At 34.4% G+C, this 20,100-nt stretch carries 26 protein-coding genes; 14 read left to right on the top strand and 12 right to left on the bottom strand.

The window, feature by feature from the left end; all coding sequences use genetic code 11:
* Positions 1 to 111: 111 nt before the first annotated feature.
* From K5781_RS08595 to K5781_RS08580, 4 genes are all read left to right on the top strand, one after another.
* On the top strand, positions 112 to 696 hold the full coding sequence (locus tag K5781_RS08595; RefSeq protein ID WP_297442935.1) for a PEFG-CTERM sorting domain-containing protein: 585 nt from the start codon (positions 112 to 114) through the stop codon (positions 694 to 696).
* A gap of 23 nt (positions 697 to 719) precedes the next feature.
* Complete coding sequence (locus K5781_RS08590) at positions 720 to 1,538, top strand: aspartate dehydrogenase (protein ID WP_297442911.1); 819 nt, start codon at positions 720 to 722, stop codon at positions 1,536 to 1,538.
* Between the two features lie 93 nt (positions 1,539 to 1,631).
* Positions 1,632 to 2,588: a quinolinate synthase NadA gene (gene nadA / locus K5781_RS08585; protein WP_297442908.1), complete on the top strand. Its 957-nt coding sequence runs from the start codon at positions 1,632 to 1,634 to the stop codon at positions 2,586 to 2,588.
* Between the two features lie 11 nt (positions 2,589 to 2,599).
* The gene (locus tag K5781_RS08580) at positions 2,600 to 2,992 is read left to right on the top strand and encodes a CDC27 family protein (protein WP_297442905.1); all 393 of its coding nucleotides are present in this window, start codon (positions 2,600 to 2,602) and stop codon (positions 2,990 to 2,992) included.
* On the opposite strand, the gene nadC is transcribed toward K5781_RS08580, so the two are convergent.
* From nadC to K5781_RS08565, 3 genes are read right to left on the bottom strand one after another with little or no spacing between them, the layout of a single operon-like run.
* A complete protein-coding gene (gene nadC / locus K5781_RS08575; protein WP_297442932.1) occupies positions 2,981 to 3,799 on the bottom strand; it encodes a carboxylating nicotinate-nucleotide diphosphorylase in 819 nt (272 codons plus the stop codon). The two genes, K5781_RS08580 and nadC, sit on opposite strands and share 12 nt — an antisense overlap.
* 32 nt (positions 3,800 to 3,831) lie before the next feature.
* Complete coding sequence (gene spt4, locus K5781_RS08570) at positions 3,832 to 4,008, bottom strand: transcription elongation factor subunit Spt4 (protein WP_297442902.1); 177 nt, start codon at positions 4,006 to 4,008, stop codon at positions 3,832 to 3,834.
* A 13-nt stretch (positions 4,009 to 4,021) separates the two neighbouring features.
* A complete protein-coding gene (locus K5781_RS08565; protein WP_297442899.1) occupies positions 4,022 to 4,618 on the bottom strand; it encodes a DNA-directed RNA polymerase in 597 nt (198 codons plus the stop codon).
* A gap of 149 nt (positions 4,619 to 4,767) precedes the next feature.
* On the opposite strand from K5781_RS08565, the gene K5781_RS08560 reads away from it, so the two are divergent.
* From K5781_RS08560 to K5781_RS08540, 5 genes are all read left to right on the top strand, one after another.
* On the top strand, positions 4,768 to 5,880 hold the full coding sequence (locus K5781_RS08560; RefSeq protein WP_297442896.1) for an Mrp/NBP35 family ATP-binding protein: 1,113 nt from the start codon (positions 4,768 to 4,770) through the stop codon (positions 5,878 to 5,880).
* Between the two features lie 41 nt (positions 5,881 to 5,921).
* Positions 5,922 to 6,386, top strand: a complete 465-nt coding sequence (locus K5781_RS08555) for a GTP-dependent dephospho-CoA kinase family protein (protein ID WP_297442891.1) — start codon at positions 5,922 to 5,924, stop codon at positions 6,384 to 6,386.
* 152 nt (positions 6,387 to 6,538) lie between these two features.
* Positions 6,539 to 6,916 carry a hypothetical protein gene (locus K5781_RS08550; RefSeq protein ID WP_297442888.1) on the top strand — a complete coding sequence of 126 codons (378 nt, stop codon included), beginning with the start codon at positions 6,539 to 6,541 and terminating at the stop codon, positions 6,914 to 6,916.
* A 36-nt stretch (positions 6,917 to 6,952) separates the two neighbouring features.
* Positions 6,953 to 8,992 carry a sodium-translocating pyrophosphatase gene (locus tag K5781_RS08545; protein ID WP_297442885.1) on the top strand — a complete coding sequence of 680 codons (2,040 nt, stop codon included), beginning with the start codon at positions 6,953 to 6,955 and terminating at the stop codon, positions 8,990 to 8,992.
* An 84-nt stretch (positions 8,993 to 9,076) separates the two neighbouring features.
* A complete protein-coding gene (locus tag K5781_RS08540) occupies positions 9,077 to 9,241 on the top strand; it encodes a hypothetical protein (protein WP_297442881.1) in 165 nt (54 codons plus the stop codon).
* Here the strand turns inward: K5781_RS08540 and K5781_RS08535 are convergent.
* Complete coding sequence (locus K5781_RS08535; RefSeq protein WP_297442879.1) at positions 9,238 to 9,420, bottom strand: hypothetical protein; 183 nt, start codon at positions 9,418 to 9,420, stop codon at positions 9,238 to 9,240. The genes K5781_RS08540 and K5781_RS08535 overlap by 4 nt on opposite strands.
* A 57-nt stretch (positions 9,421 to 9,477) precedes the next feature.
* A complete protein-coding gene (locus K5781_RS08530; protein WP_297442876.1) occupies positions 9,478 to 9,735 on the bottom strand; it encodes a DUF2024 family protein in 258 nt (85 codons plus the stop codon).
* 48 nt (positions 9,736 to 9,783) lie between these two features.
* On the opposite strand from K5781_RS08530, the gene K5781_RS08525 reads away from it, so the two are divergent.
* On the top strand, positions 9,784 to 10,173 hold the full coding sequence (locus K5781_RS08525) for a cyclophilin-like fold protein (protein WP_297442874.1): 390 nt from the start codon (positions 9,784 to 9,786) through the stop codon (positions 10,171 to 10,173).
* Here the strand turns inward: K5781_RS08525 and K5781_RS08520 are convergent.
* The gene (locus K5781_RS08520; RefSeq protein WP_297442870.1) at positions 10,170 to 10,562 is read right to left on the bottom strand and encodes a M67 family metallopeptidase; all 393 of its coding nucleotides are present in this window, start codon (positions 10,560 to 10,562) and stop codon (positions 10,170 to 10,172) included. The genes K5781_RS08525 and K5781_RS08520 overlap by 4 nt on opposite strands.
* 2 nt (positions 10,563 to 10,564) lie before the next feature.
* Positions 10,565 to 11,659 carry a plastocyanin/azurin family copper-binding protein gene (locus K5781_RS08515; RefSeq protein ID WP_297442868.1) on the bottom strand — a complete coding sequence of 365 codons (1,095 nt, stop codon included), beginning with the start codon at positions 11,657 to 11,659 and terminating at the stop codon, positions 10,565 to 10,567.
* Between the two features lie 98 nt (positions 11,660 to 11,757).
* Between K5781_RS08515 and K5781_RS08510 the strand changes: the two genes are divergently transcribed.
* Positions 11,758 to 12,645 (top strand): heme o synthase, encoded by an 888-nt coding sequence (locus K5781_RS08510; protein WP_297442866.1) that lies wholly within the window; start codon positions 11,758 to 11,760, stop codon positions 12,643 to 12,645.
* A 3-nt stretch (positions 12,646 to 12,648) separates the two neighbouring features.
* Here K5781_RS08510 and K5781_RS08505 read toward each other — a convergent pair whose 3' ends face one another.
* The 5 genes from K5781_RS08505 to K5781_RS08485 are packed head-to-tail and all read right to left on the bottom strand — an operon-like array spanning position 12,649 to position 16,778.
* Positions 12,649 to 12,945 carry a hypothetical protein gene (locus K5781_RS08505; RefSeq protein ID WP_297442864.1) on the bottom strand — a complete coding sequence of 99 codons (297 nt, stop codon included), beginning with the start codon at positions 12,943 to 12,945 and terminating at the stop codon, positions 12,649 to 12,651.
* Between the two features lie 2 nt (positions 12,946 to 12,947).
* Complete coding sequence (locus K5781_RS08500) at positions 12,948 to 15,116, bottom strand: CDC48 family AAA ATPase (RefSeq protein ID WP_297442862.1); 2,169 nt, start codon at positions 15,114 to 15,116, stop codon at positions 12,948 to 12,950.
* Between the two features lie 8 nt (positions 15,117 to 15,124).
* Positions 15,125 to 15,406 carry an elongation factor 1-beta gene (locus K5781_RS08495; RefSeq protein ID WP_297442859.1) on the bottom strand — a complete coding sequence of 94 codons (282 nt, stop codon included), beginning with the start codon at positions 15,404 to 15,406 and terminating at the stop codon, positions 15,125 to 15,127.
* Between the two features lie 2 nt (positions 15,407 to 15,408).
* The gene (locus K5781_RS08490) at positions 15,409 to 15,588 is read right to left on the bottom strand and encodes a zinc finger domain-containing protein (RefSeq protein ID WP_297442856.1); all 180 of its coding nucleotides are present in this window, start codon (positions 15,586 to 15,588) and stop codon (positions 15,409 to 15,411) included.
* 53 nt (positions 15,589 to 15,641) lie between these two features.
* Positions 15,642 to 16,778 carry an NAD(P)/FAD-dependent oxidoreductase gene (locus tag K5781_RS08485; RefSeq protein ID WP_297442853.1) on the bottom strand — a complete coding sequence of 379 codons (1,137 nt, stop codon included), beginning with the start codon at positions 16,776 to 16,778 and terminating at the stop codon, positions 15,642 to 15,644.
* A gap of 66 nt (positions 16,779 to 16,844) precedes the next feature.
* Between K5781_RS08485 and pth2 the strand changes: the two genes are divergently transcribed.
* Genes pth2 through truD form a run of 3 tightly spaced genes read left to right on the top strand, consistent with a single transcriptional unit; the run spans position 16,845 to position 20,049 of the window.
* Positions 16,845 to 17,198: a peptidyl-tRNA hydrolase Pth2 gene (gene pth2 / locus K5781_RS08480; RefSeq protein ID WP_297442850.1), complete on the top strand. Its 354-nt coding sequence runs from the start codon at positions 16,845 to 16,847 to the stop codon at positions 17,196 to 17,198.
* Between the two features lie 50 nt (positions 17,199 to 17,248).
* A complete protein-coding gene (locus tag K5781_RS08475; RefSeq protein WP_297442847.1) occupies positions 17,249 to 18,856 on the top strand; it encodes a lyase in 1,608 nt (535 codons plus the stop codon).
* Entirely contained in the window at positions 18,853 to 20,049 is a 1,197-nt protein-coding gene (truD, locus tag K5781_RS08470) for a tRNA pseudouridine(13) synthase TruD (protein ID WP_297442845.1), read from the top strand. Before K5781_RS08475 ends, truD begins: the two co-directional genes overlap by 4 nt.
* Positions 20,050 to 20,100 lie beyond the last annotated feature (51 nt).

Raw genomic sequence — 20,100 nt, 5'->3', positions numbered from 1 at the left:
ATTTTTTTCTTAAAAGTATTAGGGATGAATTAATAGCAAAAATTGATGTGTACATAGTCATGATTGAGAATTTGCATTTTAATTATATTTGAGAAAGCTTACTGTTTGCTTGTGATTAAAACATTATCTGTTTTCTTTATTCTTTTGATTATTCCTATGTCTACTCTTGCTTTTGCTGAACATGTCTTTAATCCTGAAGCACATGCACAATATCTTGATATTTCTCAACTAGAGGCTGAAAAAGCTGAATTTGAATTTGATGATGTTACTTATTCTATTTACTATGGTTATCATGGAAGTATGGATGATTCAATGAGTGATATTTTAGCAGATCCAACAGTTAAAGAACTGACTATCAATCAAGAAAGAAAGTCAATTGAAGTTGTTTTTGAAGATATTCCTAAAAAAACTGATTTTTGGTTAAGGATTCCTTTTGAAGTTCTAGCTGCTGATAAAGAACAATACCAACTTTTCATTGATGGTGTAGATACTGGATATGACTTGATGAAAATGCCTGATGGATATGTAATTGGAATGATTATTTCTGAAGATACAAAGCACATAGAAATTATGGGCACTAATGTTATCCCAGAATTTGGAACATATCCTGTTTTAATTTTAGGACTTTCTATACTTGGTTTGGTCTATTTTATGCGTAAATCTTCATTTGGCGTTAACTGGACTAGAATTAATTAAGTGATATTTCCTATAGTATTTACTTGAAACGGATTGGTTTGTTAGGTTGTGGTGCTATGGGTACTCAAATTGCTCTTGCCATCGATTCAGGAAAAATTCCTGCAATTCTAACACATGTTTTTGATGAATCAAAAGAAAAATCTACATTGTTGGTTGAAAAACTCACCAACAAACCTGAAATTGTTGAGAATTCTCATCTGCTCTCTTCAAATCCTCTAGATATTGTTGTCGAAGCTGCATCCCAAGATGCTGTTAGAGATGTCTCTTTGAGTATTTTACAAAATAAAAAAGATCTAATGATTATGAGTGTGGGTGCATTACTGGATGAATCCATATATGATATCTTGTCTGATGCATGCAAGGATTTTAAAAAAACAATTTATCTTCCATCTGGTGCAATTGCTGGACTTGATGGAATTAAATCAATCAAAGATGAATTGGAATCTTTGTCAATTACAACAACCAAACACCCTCGTTCATTAAAAGGCGCAAAGTTTTTTGAAACATCCAAACAAAACTTAGATGATATCAGTTTGCCTACAGAAATTTTTCAAGGAACTGCAAAAGAAGCTGTATCTCTATTTCCTGCAAATATCAATGTCGCTGCTTTGTTGTCTTTATCTGGAATTGGAAGTGAAAAAACACAAGTAAAAATTATCGCTGATCCTCAAACTGAAAAAAATACTCATCATATTGAAGCAAAAGGAAAATTTGGCAAGATGACTTTTACTATTGAAAATTTCCCTGATCCTGATAATCCAAAAACTAGTCGATTGGCAATTTTATCTGCAATTGAAACCTTGAAAAAATATTGTTCTGATTCTATTCAGATTGGCACCTAATGTGGCAATTATTGCCACATTTGCTAGACTTTTAGAGAATTATAGACCATTTCCCATTCTTTAAATCCCCACTCTATCAATTTTCTATAGTTTATGCTCGTACAACAATCCTCAGAACTCAAAGAAGAGATTTTGAAACTCAAAAAAGAAAAAGATGTGGTAATTTTAGCACATAATTATCAAATTCCTGAGGTTCAAGATGTAGCAGATTTTACTGGAGATTCATTAGGTTTATCCAGACAGGCAGCAACCGTTCCCCAAAAAACAATTCTCTTTTGTGGTGTAAACTTTATGGCTGAAACTGCTGCAATAATTAGTCCTCAAAAAAAAGTACTTTTACCCGATTTGGAAGCTGGATGCTCATTATCTGATTCAATAACTGTAGATGAATTAAAAAATTGGAAAAAACAACACCCAGGTGCCATCGCAGTAGGATATGTTAACACAACTGCTGAAATCAAAGCAGAATTAGATTATTGTTGTACTTCTTCTAATGCTGTTAATGTTGTAAAAGCAATTCCTGAAGACAAAGAAATTCTATTTCTACCTGATATGTTTCTTGGATCCTATGTTGCAAAAATGACTGGAAGAAAAAATATGCATATTTGGGCAGGTGAATGTCATGTACATGCAGGAATCACTCCTGAAGATGTTACACAAAAATTACAATCTATGAAAGATGCTGAATTTGTAATTCATCCTGAATGTAGTTGTACTACTCCTATGATGTATGATGTTGCTGATGGAAGTTATGATGATCAAAAAGTATCTATTCTCTCAACTGAGGGAATGCTAAATCATGTCAACAAATCCAAAGCAAAGAATTTTGTGGTTGCAACGGAAACTGGAATTCTCTATAGGATGAGACAACAAAACCCTGAAAAAACTTTCATTCCAGCTTCGGAAAAAGCAGAATGTCAGTACATGAAAATGATTACTTTGGAGAAAGTTTATGATGCATTGATTAATGAAAAAAATGTTGTTACTGTTCCTAAAGAAATTGCAGATAAAGCTCGTCTGGCAATTGATAGGATGCTTGCAATCAGTTAATCTGTACTAGTATGACTGGGCTATTTTCTAGAGGGCCAAAAGATCCTCAAAAGAAAAAAAATGTTCAAAAATTAAAAGAAATAAAAAAACTAGTTAAAGAAAAAAAATATGCTCAAGCCCTAAAATTAGGCACAGAATATTTACAAAAAGTCCCCAACAATCATGATGTGTTGTTTACTGTAGGAGGAATTTATTATCTCAAAAATAAATACAAAACCGCGATTTCTTATTTTGATAAGGCCCTTGAAATCGGAACTTATGATATTGATGTATTGTTGTTAAAGGCATACTCTCATCAAAAATTAGGAGAAACTAAAAGAGTAATTCAATGCTGTGATAAAATTAAAGAAATTGATCCTAAAAACAAATCTGTATCTAATTTGTTGGAAGAACTAAATCTCTAAACTTACATCAATTCCTTTTACGGAATTTGTTATACTTCCAACAGAAATAATGTCTACTCCTGTTTTGCCGTATTTTGAGATATTTTTAGAATTTATTCCTCCAGATGCTTCTAACAATACTTTGTCTCTCAATTTACTATTTTTCAAAATGTTAATTGTTTTTTTAATCTGAGCAGGTGTAAAGTTGTCTAACATGATTATTGTTGCACCTTCTGTTGCTGCTAGTATTGCATCTTGCGTATTTTCAACTTCTACCTCAAATTTTTTGTATTTCTTCTTTGTTTTTTTAATCAAAGACATGAGGGAGCCTTCAATTGCAATATGATTATCTTTAATCATCACCATTTCATCTAAGGTGAGTCTGTGTTTTTTACCTCCTCCAATTTCTACTGCTTCTTTATCAAAATATCTTAAACCTGGAACTGTTTTTCTTGTAGCATACAATTTTGTGTTTTTTGGAATTTTCTTTACGAGTGAATTTGTCTGAGTAGCAATTCCACTCATTCTTGTTAAAAGATTTAATGCTGTTCTTTCACATGTCAGAATATTTCCTGCATTTCCCGTGATTATCATAATTGCTTGGTTTGGTTTAATTTTTGACCCATCTTTTTTCAATATTCTGGTGTGACATCCTTTAATTTTGAAAATTTCTTTTGCATATTTTGTTCCTGCAACAATGGCATTTTCTCTAGATATGATCTTTGCAACAATTTTTTTCTTTGTTAATAGATTGCTTGTGATGTCTCCTTTACCAATGTCTTCTGCAAGAAACTGTCTTAACTGATTCTTTGAATTAAATGTCAATATAATGATGAAATGTTAATATGATTTTAAAGATTTTATGTTACTTTAATTGCATATTTTCCTTTTTGAGTAATTCCAAGTGTCTTTGAAATTTCTGAATTGGTTGGGTCAACTACCAAAACAATTCCACTCCAGTCTGGTGTCAAGTCTGATGATTTACAAGCTGAACAAACTTTTCCTGTTGTAACAAATTTACACTTACGGCATGCCATTTCACGTGCCATCTTAACTTGCCTCTACTTTAGCTTCTTTTGCAGGTTCTTCAGAACTGCCACCGGCTTTTTTAATTTCTTCTGCAATCCATTCATCTGCCCCAAGGAATGGTTGTCTACATGTAATTCCAATTTTACCCATTGCAGCAGCTTTTCCTAATGACACTGCAGTAATTCTTGCACGAAGTGTAGAACCAACTTTTAGTGTTCTACCACTTTGATTTGCTAATATCATTCCGGATTTAACATCACTCTTTAGATAATCATCCATAACTTGTGACAAGTGAAGTAAAGCATCAGTTGGACCAATTCTTACAAATGCTCCAAAGTCTGTAATGTCTACAATTTCTCCTTGAACAATTTCTTGTAATTTTGGATAAAATGTTAATGCCTCAAATTCAACTTTGTGAAACGTTCCACCGTCTCCGGCAATCATTTTTCCCATCTCGTCTACTTTGGCATCTAAAATCATAATGATATATCCCAAGTCTGCATTAATCATGCTCTCGTACTTTTCTTTGAGGATGTTTACTGCTGCCTTTTTGAGTGTGGTTCCAAACAAGCTTGGAGGAATCCTAACAACATCGACTAGGGTAGATATAGAAAACAAATGTACAGTTTTTTTCGAATTTCAATTTATGAATGTTTAGGTGATTTTAGGCTTGAAAACAGAAAGTTTTTACAAATTTTTCAAATTACTGCCAATTTCTATATCTGTCTAACTTATGTTTAAATAATGTAAAGTGACTTTTTGACGCAATGGTTGGAATCGATCAAGTTCTTGAAAAACTTAGCACTGTAATTGATCCTGATCTAAAAAAAGACATTGTATCTATGGGTATGATTAAAGATTTAGAACTTAATGATGGCAATCTTAAATTTACTTTAGAATTAACCACTCCTGCATGTCCTTTCAATGTAGAAATTGAAGACGATGTAAGAAAAGCAATTGCTGAATTATCTGACTTGAAAAATTTTGATATGAATGTGACTGCAAAAGTCATGGAAGGGCGTTCACTTGATGATGATACTGGAATGGCAACTGTCAAAAATATTATTGGTGTTGCAAGTGGGAAAGGCGGTGTAGGAAAATCTACTGTTTCACTAAATCTAGCTCTTGCATTATCTCAATCTGGAGCTAAAGTTGGTTTGTTGGATGCCGATATCTATGGACCAAGTATTCCTTTGATGCTCGGAATGAAAGATGGTTTCATGGAAGTTGAAGATAACAAACTACAACCTGCAGATTCAAATGGATTAAAAGTTGTATCCTTTGGTTTCTTTGCTGATCAATCCAATCAGGCTGCAATTTACCGTGGCCCAATTATTTCTGGAATTTTAAAACAATTTCTAGTTGATACAAACTGGTCTGAATTAGATTACTTGATTGTAGATCTTCCTCCTGGTACTGGTGATATACCATTAACTCTTGCACAAACAATTCCTATTACGGGTATTCTTGTAGTTACCACCCCTCAAGACGTTGCAAGTGATGTTGCAGTCAAAGCTGTTTCAATGTTTGAAAAACTAAATGTTCCAATTATCGGCGTTGTTGAAAACATGAGTCATTTTGTATGTCCTAACTGTGATGACAAACATTACATCTTTGGTGAAGGTGGTGCAAAGAAAATTAGTGAACGATTCAATATGCCTTTCTTGGGTGAAATTCCATTGAATTCTGGAATAATGGCTGGCTCTGATTTAGGAAAACCAATTATGATAACAAATCCCGATTCTCCAAGTGCAGAAGCATTTAGAGTAAGCGCAAAAAATATTGCAGCACAATGTAGTATTCTTGCGGCAAAGCTTCAAGAGGAAATGGAATCTGAAAGTTCAAACGAAGAACCAACTCCTGAAGCAAGTACAAATTAATTTCGATTCCTGTGAAATTACCTGAATCCCTTAGAGACCAAATGAAAGTTCCTTTAGGTATACTTGTACCTGAAAATCAAACACAAAAAAATCAAATCCAAAAACATTTGTCAGAAAACCAATATCTAATCACAGTTGGTGATAGGACCACTGAGAAAATGATTGATTTTGAATTGATTCCTTCATTGCAAATTGTCGATGGACAAGAAAAACGTAAAAAACGAATCCCTCCAAAATTAGAAAATGCTACTGAATTAACTGTAGACAATCCTCCTGCAGAAATAACTCCTCAGAGCATTGAACTCATCAAAAAAGCATTTACTCTTAATTCGCCTGTACGTATTTTGGTAAATGGTGAGGAAGATCTTTTAGTACTTCCGGTATGTGTGTATGCTCCAGAAAATTCTGTTGTAATGTATGGTCAACCTCACGAGGGATTAGTTATTGTAAATATTACTCCCGAAATTAGAAATAAAGCACAAACACTACTTGATTTAATGGAATAATTGGGGTGTGATGAGACGGTGGCTGTATGATTGATGATTACTCCACTATAACCTCTGACCCTATTAATTCATCATTTACAGAATCAAAATACACCAAATTTCATACAACAATTGACATTTCAAGATAAACATCGATTTCAACACTAAACATTGTGAAATTAGATCCTGATCTTACATTGCAGATATTAGAAAAAGTTGGAATATACTCAAATCGATTCTCAATTTCAGAACCTCAAATTCTTTTGACTTCCAAAGAGGTATTGGATGCGCCAAAAGAAATGACTGAGGGACGGCGAACTTCTGCTTACAAGTATTATGGTGTATCGTATCTTCAACACAATCTTGTTTTCATTAATGTTAGAAAGATTCCTGATGAAAAGACTTTGGAAAATACTATAGTTCACGAATTGATCCATATGAGATTCCCTTACCTTGCTCATGGCAAAAGATTCAACAAGTTGGTAAGGCAAGGACTAAAAGGAAAAACGTTTCCTCCATATAGAAAAAGAAGCAAGATCTCTGCTATTTGATTTATATTTACTATTCTTTGGCAAGCTGAGTATAACATGGAAATAGCTGAAATTCTGCCGTTTATCGCAGGTATTGCATCATTTTTGGTTGCAGGTGGCTTGGTCGCATGGATTACCAAACAACCCTCTGGAACAAAAGAGATGATGGATATTTCCAACGCCGTCAAAGAAGGGGCTTCTGCATTTCTAAAAAGAGAAATGAAAATTATTGTTCCCGTTGCTATCGCATTATCTTTGATTATTGGTATTTTCTTAACTCCATCAAACGGACTTGCATTTGCAGTAGGTGCAGCACTATCTGCCGTAGCAGGAATTATTTCATTAAAAATTACAGTAAAAGCAGCAGTCAGAGCTGCTAATCTTAGTAGTTCTGGTCTTGGACAGACCTTTGCTATGGCCTTTAGAGGTGGCGCAACAGTTGGTTTAGCAGTTCCTGCAATGGCATTGTTGGCAATTACAGGACTTTATTTGATTTATCCAGATCCAATCACTATTGCAGGTGTGGGAATCGGTGCTAGTCTTATTGCATTATTCATAAGAATTGGCGGTGGTATTTTTACAAAGGCTGCAGATATGGGTGCTGATTTAGTAGGAAAAGTTGAAGCAAACATCCCTGAAGATGATCCTAGAAACCCTGCAACTATTGCAGATAATGTAGGAGATAATGTTGGTGATGCAGCAGGTATGGGTTCAGATGTTTACGAATCATACATTGTAACTATTCTTGCAGCTTTGTTAATTGCAGCATTAATTGGTGCACCTAACTTTTTCCTTTATCCAATTTTAATTGGTTCATCTGGAATGATTGCATCTATTATCGGTGTTGTTATTGTTGGCTCTAAAAATATTACAGATGTAATGAAACCCCTTAACCGTTCATTCTATGTTTCTGCTGCAATTGCAATTGGTCTAAACTATGTATTCATTACACAATTTATTGGTGAATCTACTGCAGCATATGCTTTGTTTGGTTCTACTGTGATTGGTGTAATTTTGGTTCCAGTAATTCAAAAAATTACTGATACATACACAAGTTACAAAAAAGGTCCAGTTCAAGAAATTGCAGACTCTGCAAAATGGGGTTATGCATCATTAACATTAATGGGAATTATCAAAGGAATGCAATCTACAGGACCATTTATGATTGCATTAGTTGTCGCTATTATCATTTCATATAGTATTGCATCTGCAGCAGCACCTGAAGGTGCTGACCCTGTTCTCTATGGAATCTTTGGAACTGCTTTGACTGCCATGGCAATGTTGAGTTTAGCAGGAATTGTTCTTAGTATAGATGCATTTGGTCCAATTGCAGATAATGCAGGTGGTATTGTAGAAATGACTGGAATGGGTGAAGAAAATCGTAAAGTCACTGATGAAATTGATGCAGTTGGAAATACAACAAAAGCAGTTACGAAAGGCTTTGCAATTGCAAGTGCCGCATTAGCAGCTTTGGCAATGATTCAAGCCTTCCAATTTGAAGCAGCACATGTCTTTGAAGGTGTCTTAGAATTAGATTATAGTTTAACCAATCCTGCAATTATTGTTGGATTACTAATTGGTGGATTAATTCCATTTATCATAACTGGCCAACTTATCAATGGTGTATCTCGTGCAGCAGGTAAAATGGTTGATGAAGTAAGACGTCAATTCAAAGCAGATGAAGGAATTCTTACTGGAAAATCAAAACCTGACTATGCAAAATGTGTAGATATTGCTACTGTTGCATCAATTAAGGAATTATACAAACCAGCTTTGGTTGCTATCATTGCTCCAATCATTTTGGGAATTTTGTTAGGTCCTACTGCTGTAGCTGGATTATTGATGGGATCAGTTGTAACTGGAATTTTACTTGCATACCACTTGGCTAATACTGGCGGTGCATGGGACAATGCAAAGAAACTAGTTGAAATGAAAGGTGAAAAAGGTTCTGATGTTCACAAAGTTGCAGTAGTTGGTGATATTATTGGTGACCCTTACAAAGATACTGCAGGACCAGCACTTAACACTGTAATCAAACTGTTAAACACAATTGCAATTGTATTCGTATCTGCATTTGTTGCTATCATTGCAATCTAGTCTGTTAAATTTTAATTTCATTATAACCCCCGTCTTTTAGTCTCAAAATTCCTTAGATGTTACTGTCAGAATTTAGGTGTTGAATTGAGAAAGATAGAGATTGATATTAAAGACAAAGACTATCTTGATTTTCTATCTACATGTGTAGATGAGGATCTGTCTGTAGAAGAAAAATTGAAGAATGCTATTCGTTATCATGTGATTATCTACAGAAATAAGAAAAAGGTTCATAATCAAAAATTATTCTAATCTTCAACAATTAACGTCATATCTAACTCGTCAATTTGAGCTTGAATGGCTTTTTGTAATGTTGTATTGTGTGTATCACAGAATTTGAAATAATCGTCGGCTGTTTGGAAACATCCACAAATCCATTTTGTTTTCTTGTCTCCTTCTACTGTCCACTTTGAATATTTGTTTTCAGACATACTATGAATATACAAGTCAATCTAAAAAATATGTTTTTGAATAAAAAGGAAAAATGATTAAGGACAGCCTTCCATCTTTTGGATAAAGTAGCCTTTTTCCTTAATTGCCTGTTCTACAGGCTCTGGTGCTCCTTGTGAATGGCAGAATTGACATTCATTTGTAGTCATCTCTGCTTCTCCTTCACCGACAGATTGTAACCATTCTTTACCATATGTGATGGCTTTATCATGATCTTTTTCACCAGTGATTACATCAAAGTGCATGGTATGACCATCTTTAGCTTTGACATAAGTGTCGTATACGTGAATTTCCATAGTTGTAATTAAAAAAAGGGATATTTAATTCAAAGATCATGATAAATCATGAAATATTCTGTAATTGTGGAAATTCCAAACTCTTCAAATATACAATTAGAATTAGATGATGCTAATTCTCCAAAAACTGTTCATGAATTAATTGAAAAATTACCATTTACTGTTGATCTTAATGTTTGGGGCGATGAGATTTACACTTCAAAATCTCCTGTTTCTCAACCTGAAGAAAATGCAAAGTCTCCTGTAGAGCTAAATGATGTGGCGTATTGGCCTACTGGCAAAGCAATATGTCTGTTTTATGGACCAACACCAATTGGAAAATCTGGAGAAATTACTCCTGCATCTCCAGTAAATATTATTGGGAAGATCATTTCACCTGATAAATCAATTCTTGAAAATGTTCATAGCGAACAAGCAACATTTAGCTTGATATCTTAATCATTTTCAATGGGAATCTCTATGATGTCTGATTCAAGAAAAAATGCTCTAAAGTTTTTGTTGATTCCAGAATAAATTATCCAAACTACCGGATTACTTTGCATGAATTTTTTATCTGTATTTGATGGATATGCTTCTGAATCAGGATGTGAATGAAATATGCCTATTACATCCATTTTTTTCTCTTCTGCAAGATCATACCCTTCAATTAACTGACTGTTTGAAATTGTAAAGTTTACAGGAGATTTTTCTATATTTTCTGCCAAAAAAAGATCCATGATTGTATCTCCTTTACCAAATAACAAAGCACATGCTTCGTTAGGTTTCTGATTTTCTGAATATTCTGAAAGAATTTTTTTATTTGATTCTGAAATCTTGATTTTCTGCAACTCTATTCTACGTTAACAGTTCCTACCATCCATGGATGCAAAATACAATAGTAGTCATAAGTTCCCGCATCTGCAAACGTAAATTCGTATGTGTCTCCTGCAGATAAAATATCTGAATCAAAGACTCCGTCAGCTCCACTGTTTGGTGTACCTGATGTTGCAGTATGCATTGTATTGTCTACATTTTCCCATAGTACTGTAGTTCCAGATGTAATGTCTAGAACAGTTGGGTCATAGTATAGTTGGTCATCTGCTGGAACTGCTGCACCTGCTGGAATTGAAACTTTTGTTGGTTCTGCTGGTGCTTCAATAATTATAGTGGCAATCATCCAAGGATGTACCATACACAAGTATTCGTATTCCCCTGCTTCTAAATCATTTGTATCTAAAGTGAAAACTTCTCCTGCACCAATCATACCGGAATCAAATGTGTCTCCGACATCTGCTGAACTTGTTACAGTGTGTGGAAGTGTATCCGCATTCGTCCATTCTATTATGTGTCCTTGCGGCACTATTGCAACATCTGGTTCATAATCTGGATTTCCTTCTGTGGCTGAACCTTCTAGAATTTCAATTGCAAATATTGGTCCTGAAGGTGTAAGATCTTCAGATGGTTCTTCAACTCCTACTTGTTGTGGAATCATGTATGTGTCTGGAGATGAGAAAATTCCAAACGATACCCACATGATAATACCTGTAGCTGCTGCCATTGAAACAATTGCTCCTACGGGTTTAACTATAGTAGGATGCTTCATAGAAAGATACGCGATTATAATTGCAGGGAATGCAATTGCCATTAAAATTCCTGCAATGGTGATAGTATAGTTTGATGTGTTTAATACCATAGCATACATTCCAAATCCTAAGGCTATGGATAAAATTACCAAAGTCGTAGCTTTGGCTCTATTGCTGGTTGATACTCCTCCGTCTAAGATTCCTGCTGCTAGGAAAATCAACCCTACAAACATGGTAAGACCTGTTAAAGCATGCATACCATCAATGAATGTGTGGGCAATGCCTGCATATGATAATGTAAGACCAGCTAATCCTATAGCTGTAAGTCCCATTCCTGGCATCATGAGGTCCCAATTACTCATTTAAGATAGCTGATAGGACTGAGATACTTATTCCTTGCGAAATCCCTGAGATCACCCAGACGAAGAAATTAAATGGCTTTGGAATAGGATAGAGTGAATTGGGATTTAATGAAATATTGGAGATATCCAAACCCCGTATAGTCGTTCTATTAGTGATTACTGCAGTTACATCGATGTATGCTGCAAGTAAGCTAGTTCCTGGAGCTCCTGAATTAGATTATTGGTTCTATTTGCATATAATTATCGCTGGTGCCTTAGCATCTGCTGGCTCTAGTGCATTAAATCATTATTATGATAAAGATATTGATCCTAAAATGACTAGAACTAGCTCTAGACCAATTCCTTCTGGAAGGATGGCTGCATCTAATGTGTTGATTTATGGGTTGGTAGTTAGTTGTATTTCCGTAATCTATGGATATTTTGCATTAAATGCAGTATCTGCATTCTTTATCGCAGTTGGAATTTTTTCATATGTGATAATTTACACAGTTTGGCTCAAAAGAAAAAACACTTCAAACATTGTAATTGGTGGCATTGCTGGTAGTGCAGCTGCTTGGGCTGGATGGGCAGCAGCAACTGGTAGTATGGATTTACTGGGATTCTTAGTTGGATTCTTAGTGTTTGTGTGGACTCCATCTCACTTTTGGTGTCTTGCAATGAAAATTAAAGATGAATATGCACAAGCTGAAGTTCCTATGCTGCCTGTTGTAATTGGAATGCAAAAAACATCAAAATTCATTTTGGGCAATACGTTGATTTTGATTCCATACTCTTTGATACTTTCATTTATCCCTGATGGAATGGGAGTTGTTTATACTGTAATTGCAATTGTATCTGGAGGTTTGATGCTTGTTTATCACTACAAATTAACAAAGAATCCTACATCTGAATTTGCTTGGAAGGCATACAAAGTAACTGCTCCTTATCTTACAATAATTTTTGTTGCAGTCGCACTAGATGCTGCATTTCATATTCCTTTATTCTAGGAACTATTTGTCAACACCAGGGAAACTAGCTTCATAATCACTTTCCATAGTTTCCTTTACTTGTTCTTTGATTTTATCTACTGGTTTTTCTGCAATGACTATTTCTATTCGTCTTTCATCTTTAGTAATCCATGATACTGTAATCAGTCCTAGAATTTCTAAATCCAAAAGAATTTTGTTGAATCTGTCTTCTGCAAGAGCATGTCCGTCTTTTACTAGACTTTTAAAAAGTTCAACATCTGTTAGTCTTTTTGCGTCTTTAATCTTGTCAAATACTGTATTTCTAATTGGTATGGTCATTTTTATCCGTAGAATGTTTTATCTCCTGACTTTGGCACCACGTTAGATATACTTTCCTTTACTGTGTTATACCACTGATCCACTTCTTTTGTGATAGATGGCCTAACTTGTTTCAAACTATTTGCAAAATCATGACTAGAAATTTTTGTAGAATTATTTCTCATTGCTTCAACTGCTGCTTCTCTACATAATGCTGCTAAATCTGCTCCTGTATAATTTTGAGTAGCTACTGCAATTTCTTGTAACTTTACATCGTTGGCTAGTGGCATCTTTCTGGTAAGAATTTTAATAATTTCTAATCTTCCTTTTTCATCTGGCGGTGCTACATACAATACTAAATCTAATCTTCCGGTTCTTAGTAATGAATTATCTAAAACATCTGGTCTATTTGTAATTCCGATAACTACAACTCGTGATGAAATACCTTCTTCTATCTCTGTTAGTAATTGACTAAGGATTGTTTCACTTGTTCCTCCTTCTCCTGACTTGTATCGTGCAATGGAATCTAATTCATCAAAGATTACTACACATGGAGATGATGATTTTGCTTTTCTGAATATTTCTCTTACAGCTTTTTCTGATTCTCCTAACCATTTTGAAAGTATTTCTGGACCTCTAACCAAAATCATATTTGCACCTGTCTCAGTAGCTAAAGCTCGTCCAAGCAGTGTTTTACCACATCCTGGTGGACCATAAATCAAAGCTCCTTTTGGTGGTTTTATTCCCATTTTTGTAAATTTGCTTGGTTCTTTCATTGCCATGATTAAATTGTCTGATAATGATTTTTTGATATCATCTAATCCGCCAACATCTTGCCACCATACTTTTGGTCTTTCAACATAAAATTCTCTCATCGCCGTAGGAACTACTTCATGCATCGCATCGTAAAAGTCAATTAATTTAATCTGCATTGATTGTAATACTTCTGAAGGAATCTTTTCTGTTTCTAAATCAATTTCTGGCAAATATCTTCTAATTGATTTTAAAGCAGCTTCTCTACAAAGTGATTTGATATCTGCACCAGTATAACCATGCAATTCTGATGATAAATCTTTCAAATCAATATCTTCACTTATCGGCATTCCTCTTGTATGGATTTCCAGAATCTCAAACCTTCCATCTTCATTTGGTACTGAAATCTCAAATTCTCTATCGAATCTTCCTGGTCTTCTGAGTGCAGGATCTACACTATCTGGTCTATTTGTAGCACCAAGAACAATTACGTTTCCTCTATCATTTAGGCCATCCATTAAAGCTAACAACTGTGCTACTACTCTTTTTTCCACATCTCCATAAGCTTCTTCTCTCTTTGGAGCAATCGCATCAATTTCATCTATGAAAATTATGCTAGGGGAATTGTCTTTTGCTTCTTTGAAAATATCTCTTAGTTTTGCTTCTGTTTCGCCATAGTACTTGTTCATAATTTCTGGACCGTTAATTGAAAACATGTTTGCTTCTGATTCACTTGCCATAACTTTTGCAAGTAATGTTTTACCACATCCCGGTGGACCATAAAGTAAAATTCCACTATGTGGTTCAATTCCAAGTCTTGCAAATAGTTCAGGATGTTTTAATGGTAGTTCAACAATTTCTCTCATTGCTTTTACTTCTTGTCTCAATCCTCCTACTTCTTCATAGGTAACTCGAACTTTTCTGTCCACTGATGTTTCTGTTGAAATACTGAGATTTGTTGTCCTGTCTATCTTTACGACTCCTTTGGGGCTAGTTTTTGTTATCTTAAAGTCCATAGAATTTCCTAAAATCATTACTGAAATTTCATCTCCGTGAGTAATTGGCAATCCTTTCAATCTATTTTTAACAAAATCTGTAAATTCCTTATCTACAGTTACTGAATCATTTACTGGAGTTAAAGAAACTGTTTTTGCAAACTTTGATGTTACTTTTCGAATTTTTACAAAATCATTTAGTGACGCACCTACATTCTTTCTTGTTTGTCCATCAACTCTGATAATATCTGGCAATTTTTCATCTTCATCTACAGGCCAAACAACTGCACAACTTGATCTTGAACCCATTACTTCAATAATGTCTCCTGGTGTTACTTTGAGAAAGTCCATTGCTTCTGGCCCAATTCGAGCACGTTTCTTACCTACGTCTCTTTGTTTTGCTTCTCCGATCCTCATCTGCAAAGGTTCTTCTTTGCGCGCCAAAAAATCACCTATTTCATGTCAACTGACATTCTACTCATATTGAGAACTTCAAATTCACTTACTCCATCAGCTCCTCTGATGGCGTTCTCTAGAGCATCACTTTGACCTTCTTTATCTTCTATAACAAATTCAGCTTTGATACACTCTAAACCAAATGCTAGTGGCTCTTTTGCATGTCTTTTCATTGACATTCCTTCTGGTAATGCTGTCTTAATTGTCTCAGCTAATTTGTCTAAATCTACTTCCATACCTTCAGGAAGAATTTTTGTAACAAATAGTAATTGAGTCATTTCTAAGGTCCTGTAAAGTTACATGAAGAACAAGTATAGTTTCTTGCTGCTTCTCTGCAACTTTGACATCTCCAAATTAAGTCTGCACCACAACTAGGGCAATTGAATTTTACACATTTATCATTAGGCATAATATGTCTTTGACAGCAACTGCATGTCGGTAGTGAAATAGTAGAAGACATACCCCGATTTTCTGTAAACATCATTTATACCTTCCTTAGAAATTAAGCCCATTCTAAGTGAGTAATTTTTTGATTTCTCCTCCGATTAGAGTTTGAGCTGTTTTAATCGAACCCTTCAATCCTAATAACTTTACAATAGATCCTGTGTGAAAATCAAAGTCATCTTTTTCTGAAATTTCATTGATGATTTCTGGAGTGATTGTTTCAAATAATTTGTTGATTGTATTGTTGTCAATTCTTTCCAAAATTTTTCTTGCTAACATTTGTTTTTCAAATTCTTTTCCAAATCGTTCACTCCATCTTTTTTGATATTCCTCTAGAGCATTTTTGTCATTTGTTTTCAAAAACTTTGAAATCGCTTGTCCTGCATACACTCCTCCCATTCCGCTAGTGAAGATTCCTCCTGCAGTAGTTGGTTTTGCTTGTCCTGCAGCATCTCCAACAATTACTGTTTTGCCTTCAACAAATTTTTTGATAGGACCTTTAATCCAAATTGGCGCAAAAATTTTTCTAATGATTGAAAATTCTCCTTTTTCTTTTAGGATCCTATCTAACATGTCTGCAACATTGATTCCTTTACCTGCAATTCCTACTTTGCCTTTTCCTTCTCCTGATGGAATTATCCATGCAAAGAATCCAGGATATTTTTCCTGATCAAACATTACTTCTACTTTGCCTTTCTTTATCCAATCTGCATAGATTTCATATTGAGCCGATGACAAAATCCCTGTTCTATCTTTATGAATTAATGATGACACTCCTCTAGCGTCTACAAATATCTTACAATCAATCCTTTCTTCGTTGGTTCTAATTCCAGTATCTGTCAATTCTTGGAAACTAGTCCGAACTTTAATCACTGCTCCGCTTTTTTGAGCTTGAAATGCAATTTGTTTGTCTAGCTCTCTTCTACTGATTTCAACCACTTTTTGTTTTTTTGAATTAATGGTAAAATTATTTCCATTTGGAGCAATGATGTCTGCAGATTCTATCAAATGATCAAACGTTTTTCTAAATGGGATTACTCCAAGTTCTTCTAACCCTGCTAAACTTACTAATCCTCCACAGTGTTCTGGAGTTCCAATTTCATAATCTTCTTCAATGACAAGAACTGTTCCTCCTCTTACTGCAATTTCTCTAGCACAAAGTAATCCTGCTATACTTCCTCCTGCAATTACTACATCAAAGCTCACAGATTTTGTTTCTTTGTCAATTATTTAATTCAAAAGTTTTTCATTAAGCCTATTTTTGATTATGTTATGGGATATATCAAACAGGTGATAGTAGTTAGAACTGATCTTGATATGGGTAAAGGCAAGATAGCTGCACAAGTAGGGCATGCTTGCGTTCTAGGAGCAGAACATGTGAGAAAATCTCATCCTGAATGGTATAGTGAATGGTGGGCAGGTCAAGAAAAAGTTGTTGTCAAAGTGTCTGGAATAAAAGAATTACAAGATGTAAAGAGACATGCAATTGATTTGAATTTACCTTGGTCTGAAGTTTCTGATGCTGGTCATACTCAATTAGCACCTGGAACTACAACATGTATCTCAATAGGACCTGCTCCTGAAAACTTGATTGATAAAATAACTGGAGATCTCAAATTACTGTAATCTTAATCCTTGTTGGAATAAGATATTAACAGCACTTGGTGAGAAATTTTGTGAAAAAACAAACCAAAGGAATTTTGGCATTTATTTTCTTGGGTGGAATAATGGTCACTTCAGGAGTTGTTATTGCATTTCCTGGTGTTGATCCCGGCACAGATACTCCCGAAGTTACAATTACTGGGACTCCTGCTGATAATTTTCCAGATGAACAACGAGCTCAGTTTTGTGGTTCAAGTAATGCTAAATCTACTGAGTTTGTAAAAGAATTCTCAATTCCTACATTATGTACAAATCCTTTGGCCATTGTAACTGATTATGATGGATATGTTTGGTTTGCACAAACTAATACTGGTAAAATAGCAAAATTTGATCCTAATACCGAAACATTTACTGAATATGAAAATTCACTATGGCCTCCAGGTGGTCGTTCAATGATGTGGGGAATTGATTATGCTCCTGATGGTTCGATTTGGTATACTGATGAATCATATGATTCTGTTTGGAAATTTTCTACTATTGATGAAAAATATGATAGATTGTCTTATCCTTCAGAAGGTAATTCGCTACCCCAAAAACTTAGAGTTGATGGTTCACAAATCATAATTAATGATTTTACTGGAAACAAACTCACTTTCTTAGATCCTACTCAATCAAACGAGGAAGTAAATTATCTTAGTCTTCCTTCTCCTATAGATGATTCAGTTACAGCAGACTTTGCCGTAGATGAAGATGATAATGTATGGTTTACAAACTGGTTATTCCAACAAGGTGGAGTTTTAGTAAAGTTTGATCAAAATGGATATCTGAACTCTGTTGCAAATTCTGATGAACAATTCCTTCCATTGCTTGACTTTGTTGATATCTATGAATTACCTGTATCTCTTCTTACGCCCAACGGAATAGTTGTAACTGATGATGGTTCAATTTGGTTGGCAGATACGACTTCTTCTTCATTCTTTAATTTTGATCCTGATACTGAAAAATTTGTTCAATATGTGACATCTGATCCTTTATTGAGTACCTATGGAAATCAAACTGGTGTTGTTAAAACCCCTATTTCTAGACCTTATTGGATTGAATCTGATGATCAAGGAAGAATTATTTTCAATGAACAGACTGCAAATAACATTTCAATTATGGATCCTGTCTCACAATCTCTTGTAGAATATCATGTTCCTTCAAAGAATCCTTACTGGGGTGACTGTGATCCTGGAACAGGAATGATGTTAGATGATTGTGGTGTTGCACAAATCTTTGATTTTACAGTTGATGGTAACAAAATTTGGTTTACTGAATGGGTTGAAAATAACATCGGTGTTGTTGATACATCCATTCCATTGCCTTTAGAGATTCAATTGGGTGATAGTTCTCCAATTCTTAATACAGCAACTTCAGAAGAATTTGATTTTGTTATTTCATCATTATCTCAAAAAGACTTGATGAATGTTTCATTGATTTTATCTTCAACGCATGACTTTTTGACCGTTAAGACTGTGGACAATTATCCTAAAACATTCCAGCTGGATTCTGATGCTCCAAGACCTATTTCTCTTTTAATTTCTGCTTCTGAAGATGCAATTCCTGGTACATACAAAGTTCTACTTGGAGCACAATTACCAGATGTTGCAATCAGCAAATTTGTCACCGTGACAATAGAGTGATTCCAAAAATTGACTCTGAGATTGGCATAACTGTATACAGCACAAAATTTGATGGCATTGGAGGTAAGATTAGATCTAAACCGGAAGATTTCCAAGTTTCAGAATTTCTTTCTGAAAAAATAAAAAATTCCATCAAAGATCAAGATGGATATGCAGTATACAAATTAAAAAAGAAAAAAATTGATACCAATCATGCTTTGTCTGGGATTTTTAGAAAAACTGGAGTCCGTCTCAAGTCTTTGGGATTAAAAGATGCATCTGCTATAACCGAACAATTCGTTTGCTCTGGAAACAAAGGAGTCTCTTTGGAAAATTTTTCCAGTGACAAGTATTCTCTTGAAAAATTAGGATTTGTAAAAAAACCTCTCTCAAAAAAAGATATGATTGGCAATCATTTTGTTCTAAAAATTTCTGAATGCCAAAATCGTCTGGAATCCTTTGAAGAATATGATAAAATTCTTAATTTTTATGGCTACCAAAGATTTGGTTCCCAAAGACCTGTTACACATCTAATTGGAAAAGCAATTTTACATAGAGATTTTCAAAAAGCCGTTGATCTAATTTTGTCATTTACTTCCTCATATGACTCTAAAGAAAATAATGAAATTCGTGAAAAACTATCTGATAAGGTAAACTATGTTCAGTATTTTGATCAAGTTCCTACTCAAATGGATATTGAAAGAATTGTACTAAAAGAAATGATTGAACGTGATGATCCGATTCGTGCAATTAGAGCAATACCTGTTTCATTACGACGATTTTACATTCAGGCATATCAGTCATTCATTTTCAATATGTCCTTGAGTTCTGCATTTTTAGATGGTGAAAATTTGTTTGTTGCTGAATCTGGTGATATTTGTTATGATGATCATGGAATTATAGGCAAGTATGTAAAAGGAATGGATCAAAGGTTAGCGTTACCTTTTGTTGGTTATTCATATTACAAAAAAACAAGGTTTGACTATCAAATTTCTAAAATACTTGAACAAGAAGAAATATCTCCAAAAGATTTCTTCATTAAAGAAATGCAAGAAGTAAGCAGTGAGGGAGGATTTCGACAAGCTTCTATTCATTGCACTGATTACTCTGCTCATGATGATGTGGTTGAATTTTCTTTGTCTAGAGGATCTTTTGCAACTATTTTGTTAAGGGAAATTATAAAACCCAAAGATCCAATTCTGGCAGGTTTCTAGATCTATAGAATAGATTAATTCTTAGATGTCTTTAAGTTGATGTGTTTTTAA

Source organism: Nitrosopumilus sp. (assembly GCF_025699255.1).
GTDB lineage: Archaea > Thermoproteota > Nitrososphaeria > Nitrososphaerales > Nitrosopumilaceae > Nitrosopumilus.
Note: the sequence above shows the minus strand (reverse complement) of the source record. Positions and strands in the feature narration are given on the sequence as shown.